This is a genomic window from Microbacterium sp. 2MCAF23, assembly GCF_052115565.1.
In the GTDB taxonomy this organism is placed as follows: Bacteria; Actinomycetota; Actinomycetes; order Actinomycetales; family Microbacteriaceae; genus Microbacterium.
In genome coordinates this window covers 66,081-91,647 of the sequence record NZ_JBFRGY010000008.1, presented here as the reverse complement: position 1 = coordinate 91,647, position 25,567 = coordinate 66,081, and the positions used below count along the sequence as shown (strand labels likewise).

19 protein-coding genes and 1 pseudogene are annotated in these 25,567 nt (G+C 64.5%); 13 read left to right on the top strand and 7 right to left on the bottom strand.

The annotated features are described in order from the left end of the window. The first annotated feature begins 9 nt into the window (after positions 1–9). On the top strand, positions 10–996 hold the full coding sequence (locus AB4078_RS10015; RefSeq protein ID WP_441977010.1) for an aldehyde dehydrogenase family protein: 987 nt from the start codon (positions 10–12) through the stop codon (positions 994–996). Positions 997–1,162: 166 nt separating this feature from the next. Here the strand turns inward: AB4078_RS10015 and AB4078_RS10010 are convergent, their stop codons facing one another. Further along, complete coding sequence (locus tag AB4078_RS10010) at positions 1,163–3,457, bottom strand: molybdopterin guanine dinucleotide-containing S/N-oxide reductase (RefSeq protein WP_441977009.1); 2,295 nt, start codon at positions 3,455–3,457, stop codon at positions 1,163–1,165. Between the two features lie 17 nt (positions 3,458–3,474). Continuing rightward, entirely contained in the window at positions 3,475–4,257 is a 783-nt protein-coding gene (locus AB4078_RS10005; RefSeq protein WP_441977008.1) for an SDR family NAD(P)-dependent oxidoreductase, read from the bottom strand. Positions 4,258–4,428: 171 nt separating this feature from the next. Between AB4078_RS10005 and AB4078_RS10000 the strand changes: the two genes are divergently transcribed. Next, on the top strand, positions 4,429–5,652 hold the full coding sequence (locus AB4078_RS10000) for an NAD(P)/FAD-dependent oxidoreductase (protein ID WP_441977007.1): 1,224 nt from the start codon (positions 4,429–4,431) through the stop codon (positions 5,650–5,652). Between the two features lie 101 nt (positions 5,653–5,753). On the opposite strand, the gene AB4078_RS09995 is transcribed toward AB4078_RS10000, so the two are convergent. Further along, on the bottom strand, positions 5,754–7,172 hold the full coding sequence (locus AB4078_RS09995; RefSeq protein ID WP_441977006.1) for an MFS transporter: 1,419 nt from the start codon (positions 7,170–7,172) through the stop codon (positions 5,754–5,756). Between the two features lie 270 nt (positions 7,173–7,442). On the opposite strand from AB4078_RS09995, the gene AB4078_RS09990 reads away from it, so the two are divergent. The 6 genes from AB4078_RS09990 to AB4078_RS09965 all read left to right on the top strand — a co-directional run bounded on the left by AB4078_RS09990 (position 7,443) and on the right by AB4078_RS09965 (position 16,033). Next, positions 7,443–8,393 carry an alpha/beta hydrolase gene (locus AB4078_RS09990; RefSeq protein WP_441977005.1) on the top strand — a complete coding sequence of 317 codons (951 nt, stop codon included), beginning with the start codon at positions 7,443–7,445 and terminating at the stop codon, positions 8,391–8,393. Then, positions 8,390–10,120 (top strand): CocE/NonD family hydrolase, encoded by a 1,731-nt coding sequence (locus AB4078_RS09985; protein ID WP_441977004.1) that lies wholly within the window; start codon positions 8,390–8,392, stop codon positions 10,118–10,120. Before AB4078_RS09990 ends, AB4078_RS09985 begins: the two co-directional genes overlap by 4 nt. A 30-nt stretch (positions 10,121–10,150) precedes the next feature. Further along, positions 10,151–10,711 carry a nitronate monooxygenase gene (locus AB4078_RS09980; RefSeq protein WP_441977003.1) on the top strand — a complete coding sequence of 187 codons (561 nt, stop codon included), beginning with the start codon at positions 10,151–10,153 and terminating at the stop codon, positions 10,709–10,711. A 169-nt stretch (positions 10,712–10,880) separates the two neighbouring features. After that, a complete protein-coding gene (locus AB4078_RS09975) occupies positions 10,881–12,626 on the top strand; it encodes a CocE/NonD family hydrolase (protein ID WP_441977002.1) in 1,746 nt (581 codons plus the stop codon). A 137-nt stretch (positions 12,627–12,763) separates the two neighbouring features. After that, positions 12,764–14,365: a carboxylesterase/lipase family protein gene (locus AB4078_RS09970; protein ID WP_441977001.1), complete on the top strand. Its 1,602-nt coding sequence runs from the start codon at positions 12,764–12,766 to the stop codon at positions 14,363–14,365. Positions 14,366–14,566: 201 nt separating this feature from the next. Beyond that, a complete protein-coding gene (locus AB4078_RS09965; RefSeq protein ID WP_441977000.1) occupies positions 14,567–16,033 on the top strand; it encodes an APC family permease in 1,467 nt (488 codons plus the stop codon). 179 nt (positions 16,034–16,212) lie between these two features. Here the strand turns inward: AB4078_RS09965 and AB4078_RS09960 are convergent. From AB4078_RS09960 to AB4078_RS09950, 3 genes and pseudogenes are all read right to left on the bottom strand, one after another. After that, positions 16,213–16,658 (bottom strand): annotated as a pseudogene (locus tag AB4078_RS09960) (ATP-binding protein); the annotation flags it as partial. Positions 16,659–16,837: 179 nt separating this feature from the next. After that, positions 16,838–17,743 carry a polysaccharide deacetylase family protein gene (locus tag AB4078_RS09955; RefSeq protein WP_441976999.1) on the bottom strand — a complete coding sequence of 302 codons (906 nt, stop codon included), beginning with the start codon at positions 17,741–17,743 and terminating at the stop codon, positions 16,838–16,840. Further along, on the bottom strand, positions 17,698–18,186 hold the full coding sequence (locus AB4078_RS09950; protein ID WP_441976998.1) for a MaoC/PaaZ C-terminal domain-containing protein: 489 nt from the start codon (positions 18,184–18,186) through the stop codon (positions 17,698–17,700). The genes AB4078_RS09955 and AB4078_RS09950 overlap by 46 nt, the downstream gene beginning before the upstream one ends. Positions 18,187–18,371: 185 nt before the next feature. On the opposite strand from AB4078_RS09950, the gene AB4078_RS09945 reads away from it, so the two are divergent. Together AB4078_RS09945 and AB4078_RS09940 are read left to right on the top strand one after the other, a co-directional pair. Then, positions 18,372–19,421 carry an NAD(P)H-dependent flavin oxidoreductase gene (locus tag AB4078_RS09945; RefSeq protein ID WP_441976997.1) on the top strand — a complete coding sequence of 350 codons (1,050 nt, stop codon included), beginning with the start codon at positions 18,372–18,374 and terminating at the stop codon, positions 19,419–19,421. A 33-nt stretch (positions 19,422–19,454) separates the two neighbouring features. Further along, positions 19,455–20,972, top strand: a complete 1,518-nt coding sequence (locus AB4078_RS09940; protein WP_441976996.1) for a class I adenylate-forming enzyme family protein — start codon at positions 19,455–19,457, stop codon at positions 20,970–20,972. Positions 20,973–21,038: 66 nt separating this feature from the next. Here the strand turns inward: AB4078_RS09940 and AB4078_RS09935 are convergent, their stop codons facing one another. After that, positions 21,039–22,700 (bottom strand): PucR family transcriptional regulator, encoded by a 1,662-nt coding sequence (locus AB4078_RS09935; RefSeq protein WP_441976995.1) that lies wholly within the window; start codon positions 22,698–22,700, stop codon positions 21,039–21,041. 179 nt (positions 22,701–22,879) lie between these two features. Here AB4078_RS09935 and AB4078_RS09930 point away from each other — a divergent pair, with 179 nt between their 5' ends. From AB4078_RS09930 to AB4078_RS09920, 3 genes are all read left to right on the top strand, one after another. Continuing rightward, a complete protein-coding gene (locus tag AB4078_RS09930) occupies positions 22,880–24,073 on the top strand; it encodes an NAD(P)/FAD-dependent oxidoreductase (RefSeq protein WP_441976994.1) in 1,194 nt (397 codons plus the stop codon). 166 nt (positions 24,074–24,239) lie between these two features. Then, positions 24,240–25,142 (top strand): nitrilase-related carbon-nitrogen hydrolase, encoded by a 903-nt coding sequence (locus AB4078_RS09925; RefSeq protein WP_441976993.1) that lies wholly within the window; start codon positions 24,240–24,242, stop codon positions 25,140–25,142. After that, the gene (locus tag AB4078_RS09920) at positions 25,139–25,564 is read left to right on the top strand and encodes an acyl-CoA thioesterase (RefSeq protein ID WP_441976992.1); all 426 of its coding nucleotides are present in this window, start codon (positions 25,139–25,141) and stop codon (positions 25,562–25,564) included. Before AB4078_RS09925 ends, AB4078_RS09920 begins: the two co-directional genes overlap by 4 nt. Positions 25,565–25,567 lie beyond the last annotated feature (3 nt).

Below are 25,567 nucleotides of genomic sequence, written 5' to 3'. Positions count from 1 at the left end.
CTGGCGGTCATGCCATGGCACTACCCGATCTGGCAGGTAGTACGCTTCGCTGCTCCCGCTCTCATGGCAGGAAACGCCGGTGTTCTCAAGCACGCATCCAATGTGCCCCAGTCGGCGCTCTACCTGGGTGAACTGTTCATTCGTGCAGGTTTCCCCGAGGGGGCGTTCTCGACTCTTCTCATTGGTTCTGGCCGTGTGGAGGCAGTTATAAGGGACCCGCGCGTGGCGGCTGTGACTCTGACCGGGTCGGAGGGTGCGGGACGATCGATCGGCGCTACCGCCGGTGATGTGCTCAAGAAGGCCGTCCTCGAGCTAGGCGGCTCCGACCCATTCATTGTGATGCCTTCGGCCGAACTCGACGCGGCGGTGGAGACCGCGGTGAAAGCACGCACCTCCAACAACGGTCAGGCCTGCATCAACGCAAAGCGGTTCATCATCCACAAGGACGTGTACGACGAGTTCACGCGAAATTTCGTGGCGCGCATGGATGCCCTGGTCGTCGGAGACCCAGCCGTCGGGGCCACCGACATCGGCCCGCTGGCAACCGAATCTGGACGAAGGGACATCGAGGAGCTCGTCGACCATGCACGGTCGAAGGGTGCATCGATCCTCGCGGGCGGTCAGCGGCTCGGGGCAGGCGAAGGGTGGTTCTATGCGCCCACTGTGGTGGCCGATCTGACGCGTGAGGTGAGACTCTGGGACGAGGAGGCATTCGGTCCCGTCGCATCCCTCTACAAAGTCGACTCCCTCGACTCTGCGCTCCAAGTCGCCAACGAAAGCGACTTCGGTCTGGGGTGCGCCTTCTGGTCGAACGACGCGCGCGAGATCGCCCGCGCCGAGCGCTACATCGAGGCAGGCGCCGTCTTTATCAACGGCATGACCATCTCTTATCCGGAACTGCCGTTCGGCGGAATCAAGCGGTCCGGCTTCGGCCGAGAGCTGTCCATGGAAGGCATCCGAGAGTTCTGCAATCTCAAGACCGTGTGGATCGCGTAGCGGGTGAACCGCCCTGGGTTTTGTTCGTGTTCTCCGGGCGCATCCTCCGGCTCCCAGTAAACGTCGCTCACGTGCACCGACGCGCTCCGAGACGCCGGGCTGACCAGATCGATCGGGAGCATCGGCGAACGCCTACATCATCCACAGTGACTGGCTCGACTCGACGTCAGGGACGGCGGGCCGCGAACCGGGGAGGCTTGTCCACGGTGAGTTCCGGCAGCGGCCGATCCCACTTCTCGACCTCGACGAGTGCGTGCTGCGCGGTCGTGCCCTGAGACAGGCGTGAGGCCGGCAGGTCGGCGCTGAGCACGTTCGGGTTGCCGTGCCGGCAGAACGACGGATCGGCCGGATCCGGGTCGTACCAGGCGCCGGTCGCGAGCTGCACGATTCCCGGTCGAAGCGCATCCGACACGATGAGGCCGGCGAGGCATGATCCCCGATCATTGAAGATCCGGATCACGTCGCCGTCCCGCAGGCCGCGTGCCGCGGCGTCCTGCGGGCTCATCCGTGCTGGCTCGCGGTCGTGGATCTTGCTCGCTTTGCTCGTCGCCCCTACGTCGAGCTGGCTGTGCAACCTCGTCTTGGGCTGATTCGAGATGAGGTGCAGCGGATGGCTTGGGTCGTGGCTGCCGAGCCACTCGCGCGGCTCGAGCCAGACCGGGTGACCGGGGCAGTCGTCGTACCCGAACGAGTCCACGCGCTCGGAGAAGATCTCGATCCGTCCTGACGGTGTGCGGAGAGGGACCGCCTCGGGATCGGTGCGGAACTCTGAGAAGAGCACCTGCCGCTCGTCAATCACGGGGATCTCGATGTACTCGCTGGCCCAGAACGCGTCGAAGGCCGGTACGGCGACACCGCGCCCGGAGAGACGCTGCGCCCATTCGTCGTAGAGGTGCTGGAGCCACTGCTTGACTGTCCGCCCCTCGGAGAACGACTCGAGCATCGGGAGTCGCTGCTCCAGCTCGGCGAAGATGGCGTAGTCGTCCTTCGCCTGACCGGCGGGCTCCGTCAGCGCAGGCATGGGGAAGAACTGCGGATCGTTCCTGCCGGCGCCGTAATCGTCGCGCTCGATGGACATCGTGGCAGGCAGCACGATGTCGGCGTGCCGAGCGGTGCTCGTCCAGAGCATGTCGTGCACGATGACCGTCGACGGCCGCTGGAACGCACGGCGGAACCGGGCGAGGTCCTGGTGGTGGTGGAACGGGTTCCCTCCCACCCAGTACACGAGGTCGATGTCGGGGAGGACGATCTCCTGACCGTTGAACTCGATCGTCTTGCCCGGCTCGAGGAGCATGTCGGCGATTCGTGCGACGGGGATGAAGCGCGATTCGCGGTTCCTGCCCTGCGGCAACGACGGAGGGCTGGATACCCGTTTCGCCAGGCCGACATCGGCCGAGGAGCCGTACCCATGTTGGAAGCCGCCTCCGGGAAGCCCGATCTGGCCGAGCATCGCCGCGAGGGTGACGCCCATCCAGATCGGCTGCTCGCCGTGATCCTGCCGCTGCATCGACCAGCTGAGGTTGATCATCGTGCGCTTTCGCGCCATCCGCCGGGCGAGATCGACGATGACCTCCGCGGAGACGCCGGTGAGAGCCACCGCCCAGGCAGGCGTTTTCGGCACTCCGTCGGACTCGCCGCGGAGATAGGGCAGGAATCGCTCGTAGCCGACGGTGTACTTCTCGATGAACTCCATGTCCACGGCGCCGTCCGCGTCGAGCACGTGGGCCAGGCCGAGCATGAGCGCGGTATCGGATCCGGGGATGGGCGCGATCCACTCCGAGGCCGCGTCCGCGAACGTGTCGTCCCGGATCGGGGTGATGTCCACGAACTGGCATCCGGCGGCCCTGGCACGCTGGACGCTGCCGCGGGTACCGTGTCGGCCGATGCCTCCGGGCCCGACCGCGGAGTTCTTCTCGGAGAGGCCGCCGAACGAGATGAAGAGTTCGGTGTGGTCAGCGATCACAGCCCACGTCGTGCCGTTGATCATCACGTCCGCGGGCGAGGCGCCGATGACGTGCGGCAGGATCGCTCCTGAGGTTCCGTAGCTGTAGTCGCCGACGGCGGACACGTACCCGCCCAGGCAGTTCAGGAAGCGGTGCAGCTGGCTCTGTCCGTGGTGGAATCTCCCGGCGCTGGACCACCCGTATGATCCTCCGTAGACGCCTGAGGAGCCGCGCTCCTCGTAGACACGCCGCAGCTCCGCGGCGACGAGGTCGAGAGCTTCGTCCCACTCGACCTCGACGAACGGCTCGTCGCCGCGCCCCGCTCCGCCCGGGCCTCGCTCCAGCCAGCCCTGCCGCACCGCGGGGCGCAGGATGCGTGCCGGGTGATGCTGGCTGCTGGCCACGTTGTCGATGATCCGGCGCGGGTCGGGATCCCCGCGCCAGGGTCGTGTGCGCAACGAGGTGCCGTCGGAATCGGCTTCGAGTACCCCGAAATGGGTCAGGTGGGAGGATGCCACGTCGTCAACCTCGGTCGTTACACCGCGGTCCAGCCTCCGTCGACAGCCAGCACCTGACCGTTCACATACCCTGCGCCCTCCGACGCAAGGAAGGCCACGACCGCAGCGACCTCACTGATCAGGCCGGACCGCTTCGCCGGGATGAGGAAGTCCAGCAGCTCGGGGCTCGACACTCCGATACCGCGCTGCTGCGACGAGACGAGGTCGCCTAGGATCTCCTCGGACGTGGCGCGGATATTCGTACGGATCACTCCGGGGGCCACCACGTTCGCGGTCACTCCCGCGGGGCCGACATCGACGGCGAGCCGACGCGTCATGCCCTCGAGGCCGGCCTTCGAGGCGGCGTACGAGATACCGTCGGCCGCGCCACGCTGGCCCGCCACCGAACCGACGGTGATGATCCGGCCGGACTTCTGCTCTGTCATACGCTTCGCGGCGACGCGGCAGCCGTAGAAGGCGCCCGTGAGGTTGATGCCGAGCACCTTGGCCCAGAGCTCCGGGGTGGTCTCGATGACATCCGCGTACCCGTCGAAGATGCCGGCGCAGTTGACCCAGGCGTCGAGGCTGCCACCCTCGACGACGACGTCGTTGGCGAGCGCGTCGAGGGCGGCGTAGTCCGACACGTCGACCGAGCGGGTGCGGAGCGCGTCAGGGGCGCCGAGCTCGGCGCGTGTTTCGGCGAGACGCACCTCCGAGAGGTCGGTCGCCCAGACAACGTAACCATCGTGCAGGAGGGCCTCCACGATCCCTCGGCCGATTCCGGAGCCGGCGCCCGTTACCACTGCGTTCTTGTTCGTCATGTGGATCAGCGTAGATCGCACCCTCCGCGGCAGAAATGGTGTGAAGTGACATCAGGACGCGCCTGCATGTGAAATCTTACGAAGCACGCACCACCGATTTTCATTGATCCTGGTGCGGGAGACGGTGCGGCGATGTCCGCGAGCCGTGGAGACGCGAATGGAGCAGGGTAGATGATTCTGGACAAGGCCGATGTAGTCGTTGTCGGCGGCGGCACCGTGGGCATCTCGACGGCATACTTCCTGGCCTCGAAAGGCCTTGACGTCGTCGTCGTGGAGGCCCGAGAAGTGGCGTTCGGTGCGTCGGGTCGAAACATGGGTTTCCTGCACATGCACAACAGGGCGGCGGGCTACCAGCTGGACCTCGCTCGCGCGGGACGTGCGCTGTACGACGATTTCTCCGAGCTCCTCGGACCCAGTTTCGAGTTCCAGGCGAACGGCGCCATGACATACTTCTTCACCGACGATCAGCGTCAGGTGTTCAAGGAGTTCGTCGAGATGAGGCGCGCACAGGGTGTCGCGATGGAACTCCTCGATGAGCAGCAGGCGCACCAGGCTGCACCGATTCTTCCGCCGAACGTTATCGGAGCGACGTTCTCGCCGGAAGACGGGAAGATTCGCACCCCGAAGTTCGTGCGCGCGCTCGCGCAGGAATGCATTCGCCTCGGCGTCCGCATCCGCGAGAACAACCCCGCTCTCGGACTACTGAAGTCGGGCGGTGCCGTCAAAGGCGTGCGAACCCTCTACGGCGATATCCCTGCGGATCGCGTCGTGTGGTGCGGCGGCGTCTGGAGCACGATGCTCGAGGCTGAGGGCGTCCACGTGCCTATCAAGACCGAGCGTCTGGGCGCCATCATGCTGGGCGAGGTCGAGGAGCACCTCGACAAGATCCTCAATGGCCCTCTCGCCGTCAAGCAGTACTCGTTCTACCACGACCTCCCGAGTTACAAGGCGGAGTACTTCACCGCTCCGTACGAGGATCCCACCAATGGCATCGAGAACCTTGAGGTGGTATCGAAGACGGAGAACGGGAACCTGTTCATCGGCTGCCCGATGGACTATCCCGAGCAACTCGACGACCGCATGCCCCTGAGCGGCTTGAAGATGGCGGTGGATGCGCTGCTGGAGACCTTCCCGAACTATCGCTCACTCGGTGTGGAGTCTGCCTGGACGGGTCTCATCCCGGCGACCGCAGATGCGATGCCAATCCTCGACGAGGTCGACGCGCTACCAGGACTCGTGCTCGCGACGGGTCACGTCTTTGGCAACCTCGCCGGGCCGATCACAGGCAAGCTCGTCGCCGAGCTCATCTCGGGCGAGGCGCTCAGCCTGCCCATCGACGAACTCGCCCTCGATCGGCCGGAGCTCACAAATGCCGATGCCGTGATCCGCTGGTAGCACGCTGCCCCGTGATATCTGGGGGTCGCCTGCGGCTGGTCGCGCGGGCGGCCCCCTTCGGTGTCGGGATTGCGGGTTCACGATCATGCGCCAGCTCCGCCTCATCGGCGGGAACGGTTCACCAGGGTGTGGACGAGTAGACCCGCGAACACCAGCCCGCACAACAGCGCTCCGATGGCGAATGTCGCGTTTATTCCCGCGTCTGTCGGGAAGCGATCGGACGCCATGTTCATGGCGAGTACTGCGGCCGTGACCGCTGTGCCGATTGAGCTTCCGATCGTGCGCAAGACCTGGTTGAAACTAACAGAGCTTCCGAGTTCTTCGACAGTCACGCTCCGGGCGATCAGCGCAGGCATTGCGGCGTAACTGGAGCCCATTCCGAGTCCGAAAAGCAACATGCCGGTCAGAATCTCCCAGAGTTCGGTGTGCGCGAACCAGAGAAGCACCCCGGCGGCCGTCATCATGCCGGCGCCGATAGGCAGCAGCGACCTCAAGCTGATCCGGTGTGCCAAACGCCGCACGAGACGATTAGCGCTGAAGCTCCCCACCGAGAGCGGAAGCATCACGAAGCCCGCCCAGAACACCGGCAGTGCAATGCCATATGAAGTGGCGGCCGGCGCTTGGGCGACGAGGCTGGCGATTGACAGACCGATGTATAGCGCTGCGCCGAGCCCCACAGCCGTCAAATTGGCGAGCAGTACCTCACCGCGGCGGAGGACCCGGAGGTTTATGAGCGGGTGTCGGGTCCTCAGCCCGGACAGGACCCAGGCGACCAGTAGCATTGCCGCGCCGATGAACGCCGTGACAGTCCCGAGCGAGTCCCACCCCCAGTTCGAACCTTCGCTGATGCCCAGGAGCAGGGAGCCGAGACCGAGCCCGAGCAGGCCGGCGCCACGAAAGTCGAATGGCGACTTCCGGGCAGAATGATCAGCGTCTGCAGGGATGATCCGCGCGACGACCGCGATCGCCGTGGACACGAACAGTGCGCCGAACCAGAACGCGAATCGGAAGTCGAAGAGCCCTGCGATGATTCCGGTCAAGGGATAGCCGATCCCCAGACCGGTGACCACGGATACCGTCAAGCCGGAGATGGTGGTCTGCGCTCTGGACGGAGGAGCGACATGACGGCGGGCAAGAGCTATCGTGACCGAGATGATTCCATAGGTCAGACCCTGGAGCGCCCGTCCTACCAGGAAGACCTCGAAGGTCGGCGCCGCTGCGGCGACGATTGACCCTAACAGGATGATCGACAGGCACCACAGCAGGAGCCGACGCTTATGCGGGCCGTCTGCAAGTCGGCCCATGACCGGGGTCGCGATCGCGCCGACGAGGAGGTTGACGGTGAGCATCCACTGCGCGGTCCCCACCGTCACTCCCATTTCATGGGCGATGGATGGCACCAACAGCATGCCCAGAGAGCTCACGACCGCCGTGCAGAGCGCTGCGTAGGTGAGTGCGGGTACCAAGAACTTCTGTCCAGGTGGGTTGGTCAAGGGTGTTCTCCGGTCCCGACTCCTCACGGGACGCGGAGGCAGCCGACTAACACCTTCCCGGACTGCTCGGCAGTACCTACTTAGAACTTTTACGAAGCGCGACTTCGGTGTTCGGCAGCGGCACGGCGGCTCCGCGCGATCCGGCGATCATCGTCAAATCCCCGATCTTTCAGAGAGGCCTTGAGAGAAATTCCAAGGCCCGATGCATCCGTCCCGGTCGACTCTTGGTTCCGGACTTCCACCATCGAGGACGTTCTGGCCTTCTCAAGGGCCTCGAATGAAGAAGGGCGCTGCATCATGAGGTATTCGCACGTAGACAACGTCGAGCTCGAGGTCGTCGACATTGACCACTGGGGAATGGCCGAGGTGGAACTCGCCGACGAGCATTTCGTTCCGAGCAAAGACGCCGCCATGTTTGAATTGTCAGAGGATGACACGGGGTCTGAGTACCACCTGACGTCTGACTCCCTGCCGCAGCACGGAGTCCCCGAGGGGAAGTACTTCCACTTCCGTTGGACCAGCCACACCGTCTATCCGGGCGTCACCAGCAGCGTTTATCTCTACCTGCCCCACGGAGCCGAGGAGGCAGAGTCCGTCAACCTGATGGTGTGTCTTGACGGCCTCTCTTACACCGGGGAGCAGGTGCGTGCCACCACGGTCCTGGATAATCTCGTGCACAAAGGTGAGCTCCCGATGACCGTCGGCCTGTTCCACAACCCGGGGGAGACCGGACCGGGCTACCCGATCTATGGCGGGAGCACCAACCGTGCGGTCGAGTACGACACGGTCAACGAGGACTTCGCCCGCTACTTGGTCGACGAGCTGTTCCCTGTCATTCGGACCAAGGTCAAGTTGACCGACGACCCGAAGGGGCGCGTCATCTGCGGTCACAGTTCCGGCGGTGCCGGCGCGTTCACGGCGGCGTTCCACCGCCCCGATCAGTTCGGCAACGTGATTTCGCACTGCGGCAGTTTCATCAGCATCCGGGGGGCGAACAACCTGCCCGGCATGGTTCGGCAGGCCCCGCGTAAACCGATCCGGGTGTGGCATCTGTCTGGAGAGCGCGACGTTGACATCATCTACGGCAACATCCCGATCGCCAATCAGGATCTCGACGCGGCCCTGAAGTATCGGCGCTACGACTCGATGTACGTGTTCGGCACCGGGGGACACAGCCTCAGCCATGCCGGCGCCGCTCTTCCCGAGACGCTCCGATGGATCTTCCGCGATCAGGTCGAAGACAAGTGACTGCGGATATCGACGGGAGGACCGTCAGGAACTCAGAAGTTGATGCGCCGGCGTCGGTGCACGTGGAGCTCGACGTACCCGCGCGGATGCGTGATGGTGTAGTGCTGAGGGCAGACGTCTATCGGCCTTGGGGTGATGGTACCTGGCCGACCTTGTTGGTTCGCACTCCCTACAACAAGAGCAGTGCAGCAGATAATCTGTGGAACGGTTTCTCGCCCATCGAAGTCGCCCGTAAGGGGTTCATGATGGTGATCCAGGACGTTCGTGGCCGGTACGCCTCGGACGGCGATTGGGAACCCCTGCACCACGAGGGTCTCGACGGCGCAGACACGATCGCGTGGGCCGCGGATCTTCCCGGCTCCAACGGCCGCGTCGGCATGGTTGGTGGGAGCTACTGCGGTCATACGCAGTGGCGGGCAGCGATCGAGCAGCCTGCGGCACTTAAAGCGATCACCCCTCTGATGACGTGGTCGGAGCCGCGTCAGGCTCTGGTGGCGCGCGGAGGGGCGACGCAGTTCCAGGTGATCGTATCGTGGTCGCTGGCGGCTGGCTTCGACTGGTTGTCGCGCCTGGGCCTGTCGGATGATGAGCTGGCTCACCGCATCACGGCCTTGATCGAGGATTTCGACATGCTCGAGAAGGACGGCTACTGGGGGCTCCCCGTCACAGACCTGCCGGTGTTGCGTCGCCACCGCTCGCCCGTGTTCGTCGAGCCTGGTGCAGCCAACGAGGCGGAGGCGACGCAGCACATGCGCGTGGCCGGCAAGTACGCCGATGTCGAGGTTCCCAGCCTCAACACGGGGGGCTGGTTCGACACCTGCCTGCAGGGAACCCTCGACGCCTACACGGCGATGCGAGACCTCGGGCGAGAGTCGCGTCTGATTATCGGACCATGGACACACGTTGACTTCGGCGGTCGCGTCGGTGCTCAGGACTTCGGGATCTTGTCCTCGCGCGATGCCGGGGCGCATCCGAACGGGAGCTGGAGCGATGAGGTGCTGGCGTTCTTGCGGCGTCACCTCGCCGAGGAAGATTCTCCGGATCTCTCGTCTCCAGTCAGGATCTTCGTGATGGGGCGCAATGTATGGCGCGACGAGAAAGCCTGGCCGCTGGAACGCGCCCGCATTGAACAGTGGAATCTGCAGGCTGGTGGCGGCTTGAGCGCCGTGACGCCTTCCGCCGACGTCATGCCGAGCGAGGTGACCTACGACCCGGCCGATCCAGTGCCCACAATCGGGGGCCCGATGGGCGTGGGGCCCGGACGAGGCCCGCTCGACCAGACGATCGTCGAGTCCCGTCCGGACGTGCTTGTCTTCACATCAGAAGCGCTTGAGCAAGACCTCGAGGTAACGGGGCCGATACGGGTGAGTCTGTATGTCCAGAGTTCGGCGCCGTCGGCTGACTGGGTAGCGCGCCTGTGCGATGTCGATGCAGACGGCCGATCGCTGAACCTTACCGACGGTGTCTTCCGCATCGTCAGCGGCGCAGAAGAAGCACAGAAGATCGAGATCGATCTCTGGGCGACGAGCAATGTCTTCCTCGCTGGGCACAGAGTCAGAGTCCAGATCACGAACAGCTGCTTCCCGCGGTGGGATCGCAACCTGAACACCGGCGATCAGCGTACAGCTGATTTCCTCACCGCACGGCAGACGCTCTTCCACGACGCTTCGCGCCCGTCATACATCGAGTTGCCTGTGGTCCCCGAATCCACAGAGACTCCGGTGTGATCGTCGATTCCTAGGACACGGAGAACCTATGTGGCCGAGGCGCTTGACCTCGAGACACCGATCTTTGCGTTTTCACATTGCGGAAACGTCGTCGCCGCCGTCACGAAGGCCGGCGGGCTCGGCGTCCTCGGTGCGGCATGGATGACGCCTGAGGAACTCGGGATGTCCATCGAGTCGCTTGAGGGGGAAGCCGACGGAAAGCCGTTCGGCGTCGACCTAGTGTTCCCCGGCACGGGAGGAGACGAGAAGGAGGCCGACGAGTATCTGGCGAGCATTCCGCCTTCCTACATGGAAATCTTCTCGGGCATGCCCGACAGGGCGGGCCTGACCGACGTCTTCGACGAGGACCGGGATGTGTTCATGATGGACAACGCCCGGAAGATGGCGATGACGAACGAGAAGAGTGCACGTCGGCTCCGGATCCCGCTCGCACATCCAACAGTTCACCTCATCGTCGGCGCTCTCGGTGTGACCTGCGCCGTGGGTCAGGTTATCGGGGACAGGCGGCGCAGCACCACAGTCAGAAGCGAGATGGCTCGACTGATTGACCAGTACATCGAGGCGCTCGAGGCGCGCACGTCGATGGGCTGAGGGATGCGGAGCCGCACGACAAACGCGAGCACATACCACGAATGGTTGCGCAATGCTATAGGTATTGAGCAGGAGCGGACGCGAGGTTGCCAGCGGAATTCCGATACTCGTGTCAGAACGATCCTCCTAGCATCGGCAGCATCCGAACGCGATACGAATGGAGAAACGCATGACTGCGAACCCGGCGATCGAAGAACAGAGCGGCAGCAGGGCGGAACAGCGGCCGGATCAGTTCGTGGCCTTTCAATCTGCAGACTCAGTCGTGGTGGAGTTCGATGTTCCTGCGGTCATGCGCGACGGCGTCGTGCTGAGAGCGGACATCTACCGTCCAGCGGGTGAGGGCTCATGGCCGACCCTGCTTGTCCGCACGCCCTACGACAAGGGCTCCATCGTCGAGAACGCATGGAACGGCATATCGCCTACCGAAGCGGCTCAGCGGGGCTTCATCGTGGTCATCCAGGATGTTCGCGGTCGCCATGCGTCAGACGGTGTGTGGGAGCCTGGCCGGTACGAAGGCCGCGACGGTGCGGACACCATCGCCTGGGCCGCGGAGCTACCCTCGTCCAACGGTCGCGTCGGCATGATCGGCGGCAGCTATTGCGGCAACACCCAGTTGATGGCAGCTATTGAGCAGCCGCCGGCGCTCAAGGCGATCACACCGCTGATGACCTGGTCCGAGCCGCGCAACGACCTGGTGGCACGTGGCGGGGCCGTCGAGTTGGCCGTCATCACCGGGTGGTCGCTGATCGAGGGCCTCGATTGGTTGACACGCCTTGGCCTGGGGGAGGACGAACTGGAGGAGCGCTCCAGTGCACTGCTTTCCGACATCGAGCGCTTGGTGGATGACGGCTATTGGGGCCTGCCGGTCAACGAGCTGCCAGTGCTACGTCGACACGGCACGCCCGTGTTCGTTGAGATCGGCGAGGCCAACGATTTCGAAGCCACCCATCACCAGCGCGTCCAAGGCCAACACGGTCGCATTCAGGTTCCCAGCTTCTTCACCACCGGCTGGTTCGACAGTCTCATGCAAGGAACCCTCGACAATTACATGGCGATGCGGGCGCTCGGACGTCAGACCCGACTGATCATCGCCCCGTGGTCGCACAGCGAATTCATGAACATGGTCGGCGATCGGGACTTCGGGATCAGTTCCATGCGCGATGCGCACTCCTATCCGAGCGGTGCGTGGAGCGACGAGATTCTGGCCTTCCTGCGCGATCATCTCGTCGATGACGCGCCCGCGAAAAGCGCGCCGCCTGTGCAATTGTTCGTCATGGGGCGCAACGAATGGCGCGACGAGGACGCTTGGCCTTTGGAACGTGCCCATAACGAGCAGTGGAATCTTCACGCCGACGGTGGCCTCAGTATGACGGCACCTGCTGTCGATGCAGCGCCCAGCGAGATCTACTACGATCCTGCCGATCCCGTTCCCACATTTGGCGGAGTCCTCAACCTCAGCCCGATCAAGCGCGGGCCTGTTGATCAGGCGCCCATCGAGGGGCGCCTGGATGTGCTTGTCTTCACGTCAGATGTGCTCACGGAGGACCTTGAGGTCACTGGGCCCGTCCGAGTGCGGCTGCATGTCCAGAGTTCGGCGCCGTCGACCGACTGGGTTGCGCGTCTGTGCGACGTCGAGCCTGATGGTCGCTCACTGAACCTCACCGACGGGATCTTCCGCATCGAGAGCGGCGCAGACGAACTGCAGGAGATCGAGATCGACCTGTGGTCGACGAGCAATGTATTCCTCGCCGGCCATCGTTTGCGGGTGCAGATCACGAACAGTTGCTTCCCTCGTTGGGACCGCAATCTGAACACGGGTGACCAGCGCGATGCCCGATTTGTCACGGCGCGTCAACGGCTCTATCACGACACCGCCCGCCCGTCCTATATCGAACTGCCCGTGGTTGCTTCCTGAGCCGTGACGCGACCAACGGACGGAGTTCGCACAGGAGGCAACTCGTTTCTCCCTTGTCGGTTCGGCGAGATTGCTTTCCCGCGATGCACGAGGTTCCCCGTGAGCGTCTGAGGCCAACCTAGGGAGACTGATCCACAATGAAAAACAGTCACTATACGCATAGCAGCGACAAGTTTCGGATCGTAGAGACAGGAAACGGCAAGGTGCGCGGGAGGGTCGCGGACGGGCTGGCTGTGTTCAAGGGGATCCACTACGGGGCTTCGACGGCGGGACCGAATCGCTTCGCCCCGCCTCAGCAGGTCTCGCCTTGGGTGGGGGTACGAGATGCGCTCGAGTTGGGTCCTCAGTGTCCACAGAACAACCGGGACTTGCCCGGCTGGGTGGACTCCAGCGAGGAGAACGAGGATTGTCTGGTTCTCAATATCTGGGCACCCGACTATGCTACGTCGACGTCGAAGCGGCCGGTTATGGTATGGCTGCATGGCGGCGGATACTTCTCCGGTTCGGCCGGTGCGCCGCTATACGATGGCGGACGCATGGCGGGTCGTGGGGACGTCATCGTGGTCGGTGTCAACCACAGGCTGAACGCATTCGGATATACCTACCTTGGCGAGACGACGGATGAGCGATTCGTCGGCTCGGGAAACGCTGGCCAACTCGATCTCGTCGCGGCGTTGCGATGGGTGAAAGACAATATTTCGTCTTTCGGAGGGGACCCGGGCAACGTCACGATCTTCGGGCAATCCGGAGGGGGCGGCAAGGTCATGACCTTAATGGCCATGGAAGAGGCGTCCGGCCTGTTCCATAAGGCCATCGTGATGAGCGGCGCACCGCTACGGTTCACCGCCGCCGCGGACGCTGCAGCCCTCACAGCTGGCATGTATCGGGAACTGGGCATCCGCGAGGGCGATTTGCGGGGCTTGCAGGCCGCCCCGGCGAAGACGATTCTGCGCTACATGAAGAAGGTGACGGACCCGGCGTTGACGCCGAACGGGTTGACGAACTACTTGAGATACCGTCCGGTCATCGACGGAAGAATCCTGACGGGCGACCCTTGGGCCGAGCGCGCGCCCGAGACGGCTCGCCACATCCCAACGATGGTCGGTACCAATCTGCACGAGACCGTGGGCTATTTCGGTTCGATCCTGAACCAGGACCTGCAATCCAACACCGATCTCGATCTTGCGCGAAGACTGGCACCCTACACCATTGTCAACAATGTGAAAGTCGAGGAGCTCGTCCCCCTGATCGACAAATACCGGGTGGCTATGCCGTCGCTATCGCAGAACGAGCTGCTGGTCCGAATCTCGACGGATATCGGCTTTTGGAACAGTTCGTTGCGCTTGTCGTCCGCCATGGCACAGCAGACAGGAGCTCCAGTCTTCGCCTATGAATGCCATTGGAAAACGCCATGCTTCGGCGGCATGTGGTCGCCGCACGGCATCGAGCTCCCGTTCGTCTTCGGCCGACAGCGCTACGGCACAGCTTGGGACGGTGAGGACTCCGACGACGCGCGGGCTGCCGCTGACCGGAGTGGAGACCGCTTCAACGTCGGCGAGGACATGTTCGCTGCCTGGATGAATTTTGTTACGACGGGCGACCCATCAACAGATACCTCCGAGTGGCCGTGCTACGACATGACCTCTCGATCGACCATGATCTTCGACACGCGCACCCGCGTAGTCAACGACCTTCGCGGGGACCTCCGTCCACACGTCAATGCGCTCACGGTGTGGTGACGGCACCCGGCACATTCGTCTTGTGGCCAAGTCGACCGGCTGGTCGCAGTCCGCTTGTGGGATACACCAACCGGGAGCTCGCAGTTATGAGAATCAACAATCAGCGACCGGCTCCTCTGCGGATAAGTTCCTCTCAATCGTCGGTGTTCTATCTAATGCGGCACCTCGCGGCGAGCATCGCGACAACTGTTCCCTACTCAGATGGGCAATTCGAAAATGAACGCAATGAGTCCTGTTTCGGTCGACATACCACCCCAGAGCGCACCACACCTCAAGGGCAACATGGGGTTCCTGGGGTTGTTCTTCAGCGTGCTCGCCTACAACGCACCGATGGTCGTCGTGATCGGCATCATCCCAATCATGGTCAGCAGTGGCGCAGGCCTGGGTACTCCGATGTCGTTCATCGCCGCAGGCCTCATTCTGGGTAGCTTTGCCGTCGGATTCACGCGGATGTCGAAGATCCAGCCGAAGCCAGGCGGTTTCTACTCCATGATCACCGCGGGCCTTGGCCGAAAGGTCGGACTCGGATCCGGCCTCGTGGCACTCTTGGGCTACTTCTGCGTCTATGCCGGAACGTTCCCGTTCGCCGGCCTGGTCTTCGGCGAGCTGGTCCACAGCACGTTTCATGGCCCTGATCTCCCTTGGTATGTCTGGGGAGCCATGTTCTGGATCGCCTGCACAATCCTGGGCTACCTGAAGATCGAGCTTTCGGCGAAAGTGCTGACGGTGTTCCTGTTCCTCGAGATCGCCGTCATAGTCGTTTACGACTTCATGGTCTTCATCAACGGTGGCTTCGAGCATGCCGGCATCTCCATGGCTCCGATGCTTCCAACGTTCTGGCTTGACGGTGCACCTGCTCTCGGTTTGCTCTTCGCGCTCGGCATGTACGGCGGCTTCGAAGTGACAGTCCTCTTCCGGGAGGAGGTTCGCAACCCCGACCGCGTCATTCCGCGAGTAACCTACGCCGTGATCGCCGTGGCAATGGTCACCTACAGCGTGTCGTCGCTGGTTTTCATCAATTCGCTCGGTGTCGACCATGTTGCGGCAGCGGCCACTGCTGACCCGACCGGATCGATGACGAAGAGCCTTGAGGCTTTCGGTGGGAAGGTGCTCTCCGACGTTGCGACGGTGCTGGTCAACACGAGCACCTTCGCTGTCCTCCTTGCGGCCCACAACATCACCGCACGATACGGCTTCAACCTCAGTGCCGACGGCATTCTGCCGAAGAGGCTCAGCGGTGTGCACGCCCGCCACGGCTCGCCTCACATCTCGTCAATCGCGACAAGCGGGGCAGGTCTGCTCCTGAACGTGATCATTGTTCTCGCAGGGGTTTCGGCGATCGGCTTCTATACGGCAATGCTCGGGATCACGAGCTTTGTGATCCTCGGCGTGATCTTCGCGTGTGCGATCGCCGTCCCGATCTATCTGCACCGTCACGGTCGAAACCACTCCGTGTGGAGCCGGATCGTATTCCCCGTCGTGGCGATCGCCGGTCTGGGCGCCGGGTTGAGTCTTGCGGCAGCCAATTTTCCGCTCCTCGTGGGCGGGGACGCCCTTGCTGCAATTCTGATGGCCGTGATCATCGGCGTGTTCGCACTCGGCATTGTTCTCGCGGCGGTCTACAAGCGTACGAGGCCCGAGACCTACGCTCGCATCGGACGCCAGTAACAAGCAACGTCGGCTGACTCCATCCGGAGTCAGCCGACGCTCGCCTCGTTGCTCACGCGACGGACGATGCTGTGGATGGGGTGATCGAGACCGCCCCCCCTCAACGGTATTGGGATCTTGGATCGGCACCCCCAGGACTGTCTCCGCCAGGCGCCGCGGCGGCGCTGACTGGCGGGCAGTCACCCGGTGGTGGCGGTGTGTTCGCACATGTTGGTCTGGTCGGTCTCGATCCAGATGGCGTTGTGAACGATGTGGTCCATGATCGCGTCGGTGTGGACTCCTCCGCCGAGCCTCTGGTGCCAGTCTTTCTTTGCATACTGGGTCTGGCACACGGTCGGCGAGTCGTGGTAGCGCCGTTCGAGGAGTTCGAGGAGCATGCTACGGACGTCATCGCTGAGCGGTTCGAGGAGCCATTCATCGGTCACGAGGAGCGTGAGCGCCGCGTATTCGCGGAGCCTTCTCCTTCCCGCCGGGCAGGTCGCGCGCGGGATGCCCGGTCTCTTCGAGGTTGGGCATGCGGGGGTAGTGCGCGCGGTAGCCGTGCTGGCAGGCTTGTTTGGTGAGCGCGCGGCCGAGGTAGGACTTTCCCCGACCCGGTGAACCCTTGGAACACCACGTTCACCTGGGCGTGCATCAAGCAAGCTCTGGACTTCGAGCTGATCCGCAACCCGCGGCCCCCGGCGGGCATTTGCGAGCTCGAGCCGCGGTCCCGACTGAATCAACTGGTCTAGATTTTTCGCACGATGTCCTCACCAAGCGTGCCGACGCCTGTCGAGGCGTCATGCATGCTTGGAGTCGGTGACCTCAGTCCGACTCCCAGGCGTCGGCCAATTCGGAAAGAGTTGGGAACCACACGCCGGGGCGCGCGGATACGTACTCGATGAAGGACTCGAGCATCAGAAGATTGTGGGCGCGCCCGATCGTCTGCGGGTGGATCGTGATGGTCATGGCACCGCCCGGACTGCGCTCGTAACCGTAGTCGAACGTGTGCTTCCAGCGATTGAGCACGGCGTCGTTGCTCTGCATCAGCCCGCTGCCCTTGAACGACTCGAGTTCGGGGAAATCGTCGAGCGCCCAGTACACCGGGAGCTCCACGATGGACGACGGCGGAGAGAAGCGGTTCGCAGACTCGAGATTGATCTCGGTGACTGTCCGCGGGTGATACGGCTCGAAGTCCCGGCCCATCAGCGAGGAGTCCCAGGAGAACCCGAGCTCCTCCAGCAGCGCGATCGTGTTGACGGTGATGTCGAGAGCGGGGGAGCGGTAGCCCCGAGGCACCCTCCCGATCAGCTTCTGATGCAGTTCCAACTGGAGCTCGAGCAGCCTCCGCTCCTCGGGCTCCTCGAGCTTGGGCACGTACTCGTGGTAAACGCCGTGTGCCGCGACTTCGTGGCCTGCTTCGACAACCGCCGCGACCGCATCGGGAAAGGTCTGCATGGTGTGGGTAGGGATGCACCACGTCGTCCTGATGCCGGCGTTGCGGAACGTGTCCAGTAGGCGCGGAGCCCCGACTAACGCGCCGAACTCGCCGCGGGAGAGGTTCGTCTGGGACGCGGACCGGAAGGTGCCGATCCACACGCTCTGCGCGTCGAAATCCGGACTCAGGATAACGGCGAAGCGCTTGCCGTCGGGCATTGTGACTGGCATGGCGTCTTGGTCGCTCCTCAGGCCAGGGCGGCTGATGCGTTCTTGAACAGGAGCACAGCCCATTCGCCATGCTGGCAGATGTCACCGTGCTGGTTGACGATCTCCACGCGGGTGCGCGCGATGCCACGGTCGGGCTTCGAGGCCGATGCCCGAAGCTCGATGAGCTCCTCGCGGATGTGGATCGTGTCACCGATGAAGATGGGCGCAGGCATCCGCCAGTCATCGATTCCCAGGAACGCGATCGCCGAGCCCATCTTCCAACCCAGGCGCATCTCGAGGCCGAAGGCGAGCGACAGGGCTCCGGGACCGTGGAAGACCCGCTGGCCGAACTGGGACGACTTGGCGTACTCGGCGTCCACGTGCAACGGATGCATGTCGCCCGACCACGTCGCGAAGGTCACGACGTCGGACTCCGTGATCGTCCGGGCCTCAGATCGCCAAAGGGTGCCGAGCTCAAGATCGTCGAAGAACTTCACAGCGGAATTGACAGCAGCAAGCGACGGCATACACGTGTTCCTTAACGCTCCGGCCTGATTTCGGCGTGGATGATTGTCCTGACGCTACGGAGCCGGATCGAGTCACCCCACTGTGAACAAGCTCAATCGCCGGCGAACGAGTTGTGAAAGTTCCAGGGCCCAACGGCAGGGTCGAGCACGAGCATGGAGCCGACGACCCGATGAGAGGAACACCCGTGAAAACGACCCTGACCGAGCGGTTTGGCATCGAGCACCCCATCTTCTCCGCGGGCATGGCACGCGTGGCACAGGCGGAGCTGACCGCCGCGGTGAGCAATGCCGGAGGAATGGGCTGCCTGGGTGGCGTGAGCTTCATGCCGGAGGCGTTGATCGCCGAGATCGAGAAGATCGATTCTCTTACTGACAAGCCCTACGCGATCAACCTCCTGCTTCCGGTCTCACTCACTACGGAGGACGAGGAGGCCTGGAAGCCTGTCCGTGAGCTCTGGGGTCGACTCTCCGAGGACGAACGCGGCAAGATGGCCGGCGTCGAGGCGCTGCTGACCAAGGGGGCGGTGGCGGATCAGGTCGAGATCGTACTGGACACGGCGCCCGCGGCCGTCTCACTGACCTTCGCGGCACCGGACTGGTTCATGAAGGAGTGCAAGAAGCGCGGCATCGCGACCATCGCGCTCGCCGGTTCCCTTGGCAAGGCGAAGGAGTATGCGGATGCCGGGGTGGACTTCATCGTCGCCCAGGGCACCGAGGCGGGCGGGCACACCGGCTATGTGACCACGATGACCCTGGTGCCCGCCGTGGTCGACGCCGTGGATGTTCCCGTCATCGCCGCCGGCGGCATCGCCGACGGCCGAGGTCTCGCATCCGCTCTCTCGCTCGGCGCGTGCGGTGCCTGGGTCGGCACGCGATTCATCGCCACCCCGGAGGCGTATGGGCACGACGCGTTCAAGCAGCGCGTGATCGACGGCAGGTTCCAAGACACGGACATTACCTTCTCCTACAGCGGAAAGCGCATGCGGGCCTTCTCGAACGAGTGGACCGAGCAGTGGGCGTCCGGAGGGTCGGATGCGTCTTTCCCGGCGCAGTACGCCGTCGCCGGCACCCGCGTGGAGACCGGCTATCAGGATGGGGACATCGCAGAAGGGATGATGCCGGTCGGTCTGACTCTGGGGCTCGTGCACGAGATGCTGCCGGCCGGTGAGGTCGTGCGCAGGATGTCCGCAGAGGCAGCGCAGATCATCAGGGGCCTGCATGACCGAGTCCTCTAGCGTTCGAGCGCAGACGAGCGAGAAGGGCAGGGCATGATGGACGGCACGATGACAGCGCCGAACTGCTACGACCGCATCCGGCGGGTCGCACAGGCACACCCCGAGAACGTGGCGATCGCAGATGGGAGCGGGGAGGTCACGTACCGGAGCCTCATCGAGATCGCGGATGCGCGTGCTGACCGCCTGGCGCACGCGGGGGTCGCCCCCGGAGACAGGATCGCCCTCGTCGCGGAGAGCTCGGCGCTCTACGTGGCGACGGCGCTCGCGATCTGGAAGCTCCAGGCCGTGCTGGTCACGGTCTATCCGTCGTCGAGCGACGACGACATCCTGAAGGCACTGACGATCAGCGATCCGGCCCTGGTGGTCGTGTCCAGTCCGGCCCACGCCCGCCTCATCGCGGCCGCCGGTGCAGACCTTCCGGTGGTCGGCATCGATGAATTGGAGGTCACCCGGCTCCGTGAAGACGTGCGTCCGAATCCCGAGGGGCTCAGGGAACCGCTCTCGTTGATCTGTTTCTCGTCGGGTACGACAAGTGATCCGAAGGCTGTGATGTTGTCGGCAACGACGGTCGACAACACGGCCGAGACGTACGCCGAGGTCTGGCACCTTTCTGAGGCCGAGCGGGCCCTGATCGGCCTGCCGATGGCGTGGCTGTACGGGTTGGCAAGCACCACGCTCGCCGTGCTGTATCGCGGCGGCACCGTCATCATCGCTCAACGCGGCCGACCGGAGATCCTCGTGGAGCTCGCGCGCAGACACGGAGTGACCTTCGTCGCCGGCGTGACCGTGACGTTCGCCAAGCTCGTCCGCCACGAGCGGCGGGCCGAGGTGGCTGAGGCGTTCTCGCACCTGCGGTTGACCATCTCCGGTGGCGAACCGCCGAACGCGGCCGTGTTCGCCGCGTGGCAGGAACTGACCGGGAGCGCGGTGCTCGACGCCTACTGCGCGTCCGAGTGCATCCCGCTGGTGACGTATGACCCGCACGACAATCCGGAGCCGGTGCCGGGATCGGCCGGGCGCGTGGTTCCGCGACAGAGGCTGCGGGTGGTGGATCCGGAGGGCAATGACGTCCAGCCTGGTCAGGTGGGCGAGGCGCTCGCAAGCGGACCGGGGCTCATGCTCGGGTACTGGAACAATCCGGAACTCACCGCCGAGGTGATCACGCCGGACGGGTGGTATCGGATGAAGGACCTCGTTCGCGTCGACGAGGACGGGTACGTCTACGTCGTCGGACGACTCTCCGACGTCATCATCCGCGGGGGGACCAACATCTCCCCCGCAGAGATCGAAGCCGTTCTGAACAGCCATCCGATGGTCGCGCAGGCCGCTGTCGTCGGCCTTCCGGACGACATTTACGGACAGCGTGTTGTGGCGGCCGTGACGCCGGGAGCGGAAGACCTCGACATCGACGTGCTGAGCGGGTACGCGGCCAGCAGGCTGTCTGCGTACAAACTGCCCAGTGAGATCGTCGTGGTCGCGGAACTGCCGGTGAACTCGACGACGTCGAAGATCAACAGGAAGATGCTCGCGGAGCAGCTCAGCGGATCATAGTGCGCTGAGATCATCCCGTCGGTGAAAGAGCGGGAGGGACGCCGAAGGCTGGTGTCCCTCCCGCGCTCATCCCTCCCCGCTGACCACCACACCGGAGGCGCTCGGCGCGACGCTGGCGCGCCGGTCCAGGCCCGGCGAGGCGATCGCGTCGCCGGTCGCGATGTGGTCGGAGGAATTCCTCGCCGAGAACGGTCGCAGCTCGTGCCCGAGTTCGAGCGCCGTGATCGCGAGGAAGACGGAGGCGATCGCGGACGGCGACCGGAGCGACACACCCAGTCCTTCCTCGGCCTTCGCGATGCGGTAGCGCAGTGAGTTGTGATGGATGCCGAGCGCCTCCGCAGCGGCGTTCATGTTCTGATCGAACGCGAAGTACGCCTGCAGGCCCGACAGCAGGGTGTCCCGCTCCAACAACGGAGCGAAGAACGATCGAGCCCATTCCAGCATCCTCTCGAGACCGATCTCGGAGAACAACCGGAACGCGTAGTCGAAGTTCATCGCTGCGGCGAATGCCCGCGGAGACAGCGACACGGCATCGATCCGCAGCGCGAGTATGCCGTCCTGGTAGGAGGACGCGATATCAGCCGCGTACCGCACGGCGCGGCCGACGCCGACGCGGGCGTCTCCCAGCCCGCCTCCGGCAGCGGTGAGCACACGCCTGAGCTCGCCGACATTGGTCTGCACCAGAGCCACGAGGTGCTGATCCTGCTCGGTGACGAGACTGCGGATGCCTGTCGCATCAAGCGCCTGTTTGAGTTCGGGCACGAGCTGCTTCACGCGCCGGCGGAGCGTCGGGAGATGCGACGTCCGGGGCTGGAGGGTCGCCACGTGCAGATCCTCGGTGAAGGAGATGCCGCTGCCCAGCAGCTTCCCCTGCAGATCCGCGTCGTGCCGCAGAGGACGGAAGGCGAGGGCTTCGGCGAGCAGGGCCGAGTCGACGGCGTACTGGTGTTCCTGCGTGGCGCTGCGCAGCATCAGGATCGTATCGAACAGCGGAGCCGCGAGCTGGAGCGCGGCGACCTGCGTGTTCTCGAACCTGTGCGGCGCCGGAACCAGGCCGATCAGCCAGCCGGCGGCGGAGGCGCCGGGCGCGGAGCCGAGCCTCACTCGGATCGCCGCCCCTCGCCATTTCTCCGTGTCGATGCGCACCACGGGTGCGGCGTTGTTATCGAGCACCTGACCGACCTGCGACATCGGGAGGGGGCCGGAACTCGAGTGGATCCGTCCGGCGTCATCAACGAGGGCGACCGTTCCGCCCAGCTGGCGGCTCACCCGCCGGAACAGATCCTGTACGGGGTCGACGTGGGCGAGGGCGAGATTGAACCTGCTCTGGATCGCCGCCAGCTTCCGGGCCGTCGCGATCTCCGCCGGGTCGAGCCAGCGGGAGAAGGCGGCGATGAACCGCGCGGCGGAGAAGTCCGTGGGAGCCGAGATCACCGGCGGAGCGCTCGGCATGTTGCCGTTGAACGGAACCGCGTCGACCCCGGCGATCAGCACCGTCGGGAAAGCGTCGGACCAGCTGGCAGCAGCCAGGCGCAGGTCGGCGATATCCCGGGCACCCGCAAGCACGAGCGTGCTCACTGTGACGTTCTCTTCCGCGATCTCACGGAAGAGAACGATGTTCGAGATGGGCCTGCTCTGCGGCCAGATGCCCAGGGGGCGAAGGTGGAATTCCCCGGCGAAGGCGTCGAGCAGGTCCGTCACGGTCACTGCATCGTCTGCGGGCGACATGGCATTCTCCTCCTCCGATCCAGAATACGATCACCATACTCTTGGTAAAACTACGGTTCCATTGGAAGATTTACTGAGCGGGTAGGGGTTGCTTCGGAGATCTCAAGGGCTGAGCATGGGTGCTCAGTCGCGGTTGAATGAAGCCGGAACTGCGCCCGCGTCTATCAGGAGGAGGATCCATGAGCGAAGATGCTCTCGCGACGGCGGACATCGTCGTCGTCGGCGCCGGGATGGTCGGACTCTGCACGGCCTGGGAGCTCTCCAAGCGCGGCTTCGAAGTCGTCGTGGTCGAGCAGCGGTTCGTGGGCTTCGGGGCGACCAGCCGGAACCCCGGAGCGCTCTGGGTGCAGACCAAGCGGAGCGGCGCGGAACTGGACCTCGCGCGGGCGGGTGTGGCGAAGTACCACGAATACCGGAACGAACTCGGCGACGTGTTCGGATTCACCCAGCGCGGCGGCATCGTCTTCGCCGAAGATGCCGACAGTGCCAAGGGGCTTGAGGAGTACTGCCGGGAGCGGACAGCGGCCGGTCTCGATGTGTCGCTGCTGACGGGCAAGGCGCTCAGTCAGGCCTCGCGGATCATGCCGGAGGGTGCCGTCGCCGGCGCGCTCTGCGACGAGGACTCCCAGATCGATCCGCATCAGTTCCTGACGGCACTGACGGCGGCATGTCAGCGAAGGGGAATCCAGGTCTTCGAGCACACACCGGTGCTCTCGACGATCAGGTCGGGGGAGCAGGTCCTCGGGGTGCAGACGCTTCGGGGTCGAGTGGATGCGGGCGGCGTCATATGGGCGACGGGAGCGTGGGCCACGAATCTCAAGCTCGAGGGGATCGTGCTCCCGATGCAGACGCTCCGCTACGGTCAGGTGATGACGCAGAGGGTCCCCGGCGAGAACGGTCCGATCCTCAGGGGGCTCCGGGGCACCTTCGGAGCCGGTGCCCTCGAGCCGTGGGCGAGCAAGACGAAGTCGGCGCCCCTGCGGGGCGATATGCTCGGATACGACGACACGCTGGTCCAGAACCGCGGCGGCTCGGTCTATGTCGGCCACAGCGTCGACGGACTGAACTCGCTCAACCCGCACATCACGCTCGACGCCTCCCGGGCAATGCTGGACATCGCCGGAGAGCGGTTCGCCCAATTCGGAGGGCTGGGAATCACAGGCCTCTGGGCGGGCCTCACCTGCCTGACGCCGGACAGCCTGCCCATCGTCGACAAGACCGACGGTGTGTATGTGAACGCCGGCCATGCCTGGGGCGCCCTCACCGCGCCCATCTGCGGGCAGCTGACCGCCGACCTCGTCAGCGGCACTCGGTCCGAGCTGCTGAACGCCGTTTCGCTCGCACGTCCGAGCCTCGGCGCCCACGCCGGCTGATTCGTGACGTGAACGACGGATGAGAACGCGATTCGGCATTCTTCCAGTCCCGATGGAGCGGGCGGCGCGTTAGCTTCGAGACACTCGCTCAGGATGAGGCCGCATCCGGCACGGATCCCTGCGGAGGTCAGCCGAAGAGCACTCGAGATCCACCGGGAGAACAGCAATGTCGACAATGCGCGTCGCGACGGTTCAGTTCGAGCTTCGGGCGGAGCGGTCGCCGCAGCGGTTGATCGAGCACATGGAGACTCTGGTCGCGAAGGCGGCCGCCGGCGGTGCCGGGGTCGTGGTGTTCCCCGAGCTCGCAGACACGGGGCTGCTGGGTGCGATCGACGGCGAGCCGGTCGCTGCGGACTCGCTCAAGGAGCACTACTGGGACACGCTGCCGGCCCACACCGAGGCCATCGTCTCGGCTCAGCAGGCGATGGCGCAGCAGTACGCACTGGATGTCCTCGGCGGAAGCCTGCTCCGCATCGACGACGAGGGCCTGCTCAAGAACACGGCCTATCTCTCGACCTGTGACGGTCGGCAGTACACGCAGGACAAGATTCACCTCACACCGCAGGAACACGATCTCGGCATGCGCGGCGGTGACAGCGTGACGCTGATCGAGGTCGGCGGGCGCAAGGCCGGGATGCTGATCTGCGCGGACATCCAGTTCCCGGAGCTGTCCCGGTACCTGGTGAATCGAGGAGCGGAGATCATCTTCTGCCCGTCGCTCACCTGGAACTCCCGCGGCGAGCATCGCGTGCGCACCGGGTGCCGTGCGCGGGCGATCGAAAACCAGCTCTTCGTCGTGATGTCCCCGCTGGTCGGCTCGTCGGGGTCGCCCCACGACGCCCCCATGCACGCCGTGGGCGAGGCGGTGATCGCGACCCCCGTCGACAAGACCTTCGGCCTCAACGACGGGCTGCTCGCGATCTCCGGCAACCGGCGGGAGGAGACGGTGCTTTTCGGTGACCTGGACTTCGACCTGCTCGCGGCGTCGCGGGCGAAGCCCGAGGCGCCGGGCCTCGCGCTCCAGCGCCCCGACGTCTACGCCAAGCTCCTTGCAGAGCAGGCGCCGTGAGCACATACGTGCACCGGGTGCGAGTGCCGGAGATCGACAACCAGGGCTTCCTGTTCAACAGCCGCTACCTCGAGATCGCGGATGCTGCGCTGACGGAGTTCCTGCGAGCCGGCGGCTTCTCGCTCACCGGGCTGCTCGCGCAGGGCTTCGATCCGTCCGTGGTGGAGACCACCGTCCGGTACCGCTCCCCGATCCGCCTGGATGAGCAGGTCGCGGTTCGGACGCAATGCACGCGGGTCGGCACCAGCAGCTTCGACATGTCCTTCGAGATGGTCCGCGACGACGCGATCGTGGCGCAGATCTCCACGGTCTACGTCAACGTCGATGTGCAGGCCGAACGTTCCCGACCGATCCCGGCGTTCCTCGCCGAGTTCCTGGTCCACCAGGCCGAGGAGCACCTCCTCGACGCCTCCGCGAAATAGGAG

What these genes read in the sequence shown, in the direction of transcription:
- AB4078_RS10015 (WP_441977010.1), top strand. Translation starts at nt 10, where the DNA reads ATGCCATGGCACTACCCGATCTGGCAGGTAGTACGCTTCGCTGCTCCC.
- AB4078_RS10005 (WP_441977008.1), bottom strand. Translation starts at nt 4,257, where the DNA reads ATGACGAACAAGAACGCAGTGGTAACGGGCGCCGGCTCCGGAATCGGC.
- AB4078_RS10000 (WP_441977007.1), top strand. Translation starts at nt 4,429, where the DNA reads ATGATTCTGGACAAGGCCGATGTAGTCGTTGTCGGCGGCGGCACCGTG.
- AB4078_RS09990 (WP_441977005.1), top strand. Translation starts at nt 7,443, where the DNA reads ATGAGGTATTCGCACGTAGACAACGTCGAGCTCGAGGTCGTCGACATT.
- AB4078_RS09975 (WP_441977002.1), top strand. Translation starts at nt 10,881, where the DNA reads ATGACTGCGAACCCGGCGATCGAAGAACAGAGCGGCAGCAGGGCGGAA.
- AB4078_RS09970 (WP_441977001.1), top strand. Translation starts at nt 12,764, where the DNA reads ATGAAAAACAGTCACTATACGCATAGCAGCGACAAGTTTCGGATCGTA.
- AB4078_RS09965 (WP_441977000.1), top strand. Translation starts at nt 14,567, where the DNA reads ATGGGCAATTCGAAAATGAACGCAATGAGTCCTGTTTCGGTCGACATA.
- AB4078_RS09955 (WP_441976999.1), bottom strand. Translation starts at nt 17,743, where the DNA reads ATGGGCTGTGCTCCTGTTCAAGAACGCATCAGCCGCCCTGGCCTGAGG.
- AB4078_RS09950 (WP_441976998.1), bottom strand. Translation starts at nt 18,186, where the DNA reads ATGCCGTCGCTTGCTGCTGTCAATTCCGCTGTGAAGTTCTTCGACGAT.
- AB4078_RS09940 (WP_441976996.1), top strand. Translation starts at nt 19,455, where the DNA reads ATGATGGACGGCACGATGACAGCGCCGAACTGCTACGACCGCATCCGG.
- AB4078_RS09935 (WP_441976995.1), bottom strand. Translation starts at nt 22,700, where the DNA reads ATGTCGCCCGCAGACGATGCAGTGACCGTGACGGACCTGCTCGACGCC.
- AB4078_RS09930 (WP_441976994.1), top strand. Translation starts at nt 22,880, where the DNA reads ATGAGCGAAGATGCTCTCGCGACGGCGGACATCGTCGTCGTCGGCGCC.
- AB4078_RS09925 (WP_441976993.1), top strand. Translation starts at nt 24,240, where the DNA reads ATGTCGACAATGCGCGTCGCGACGGTTCAGTTCGAGCTTCGGGCGGAG.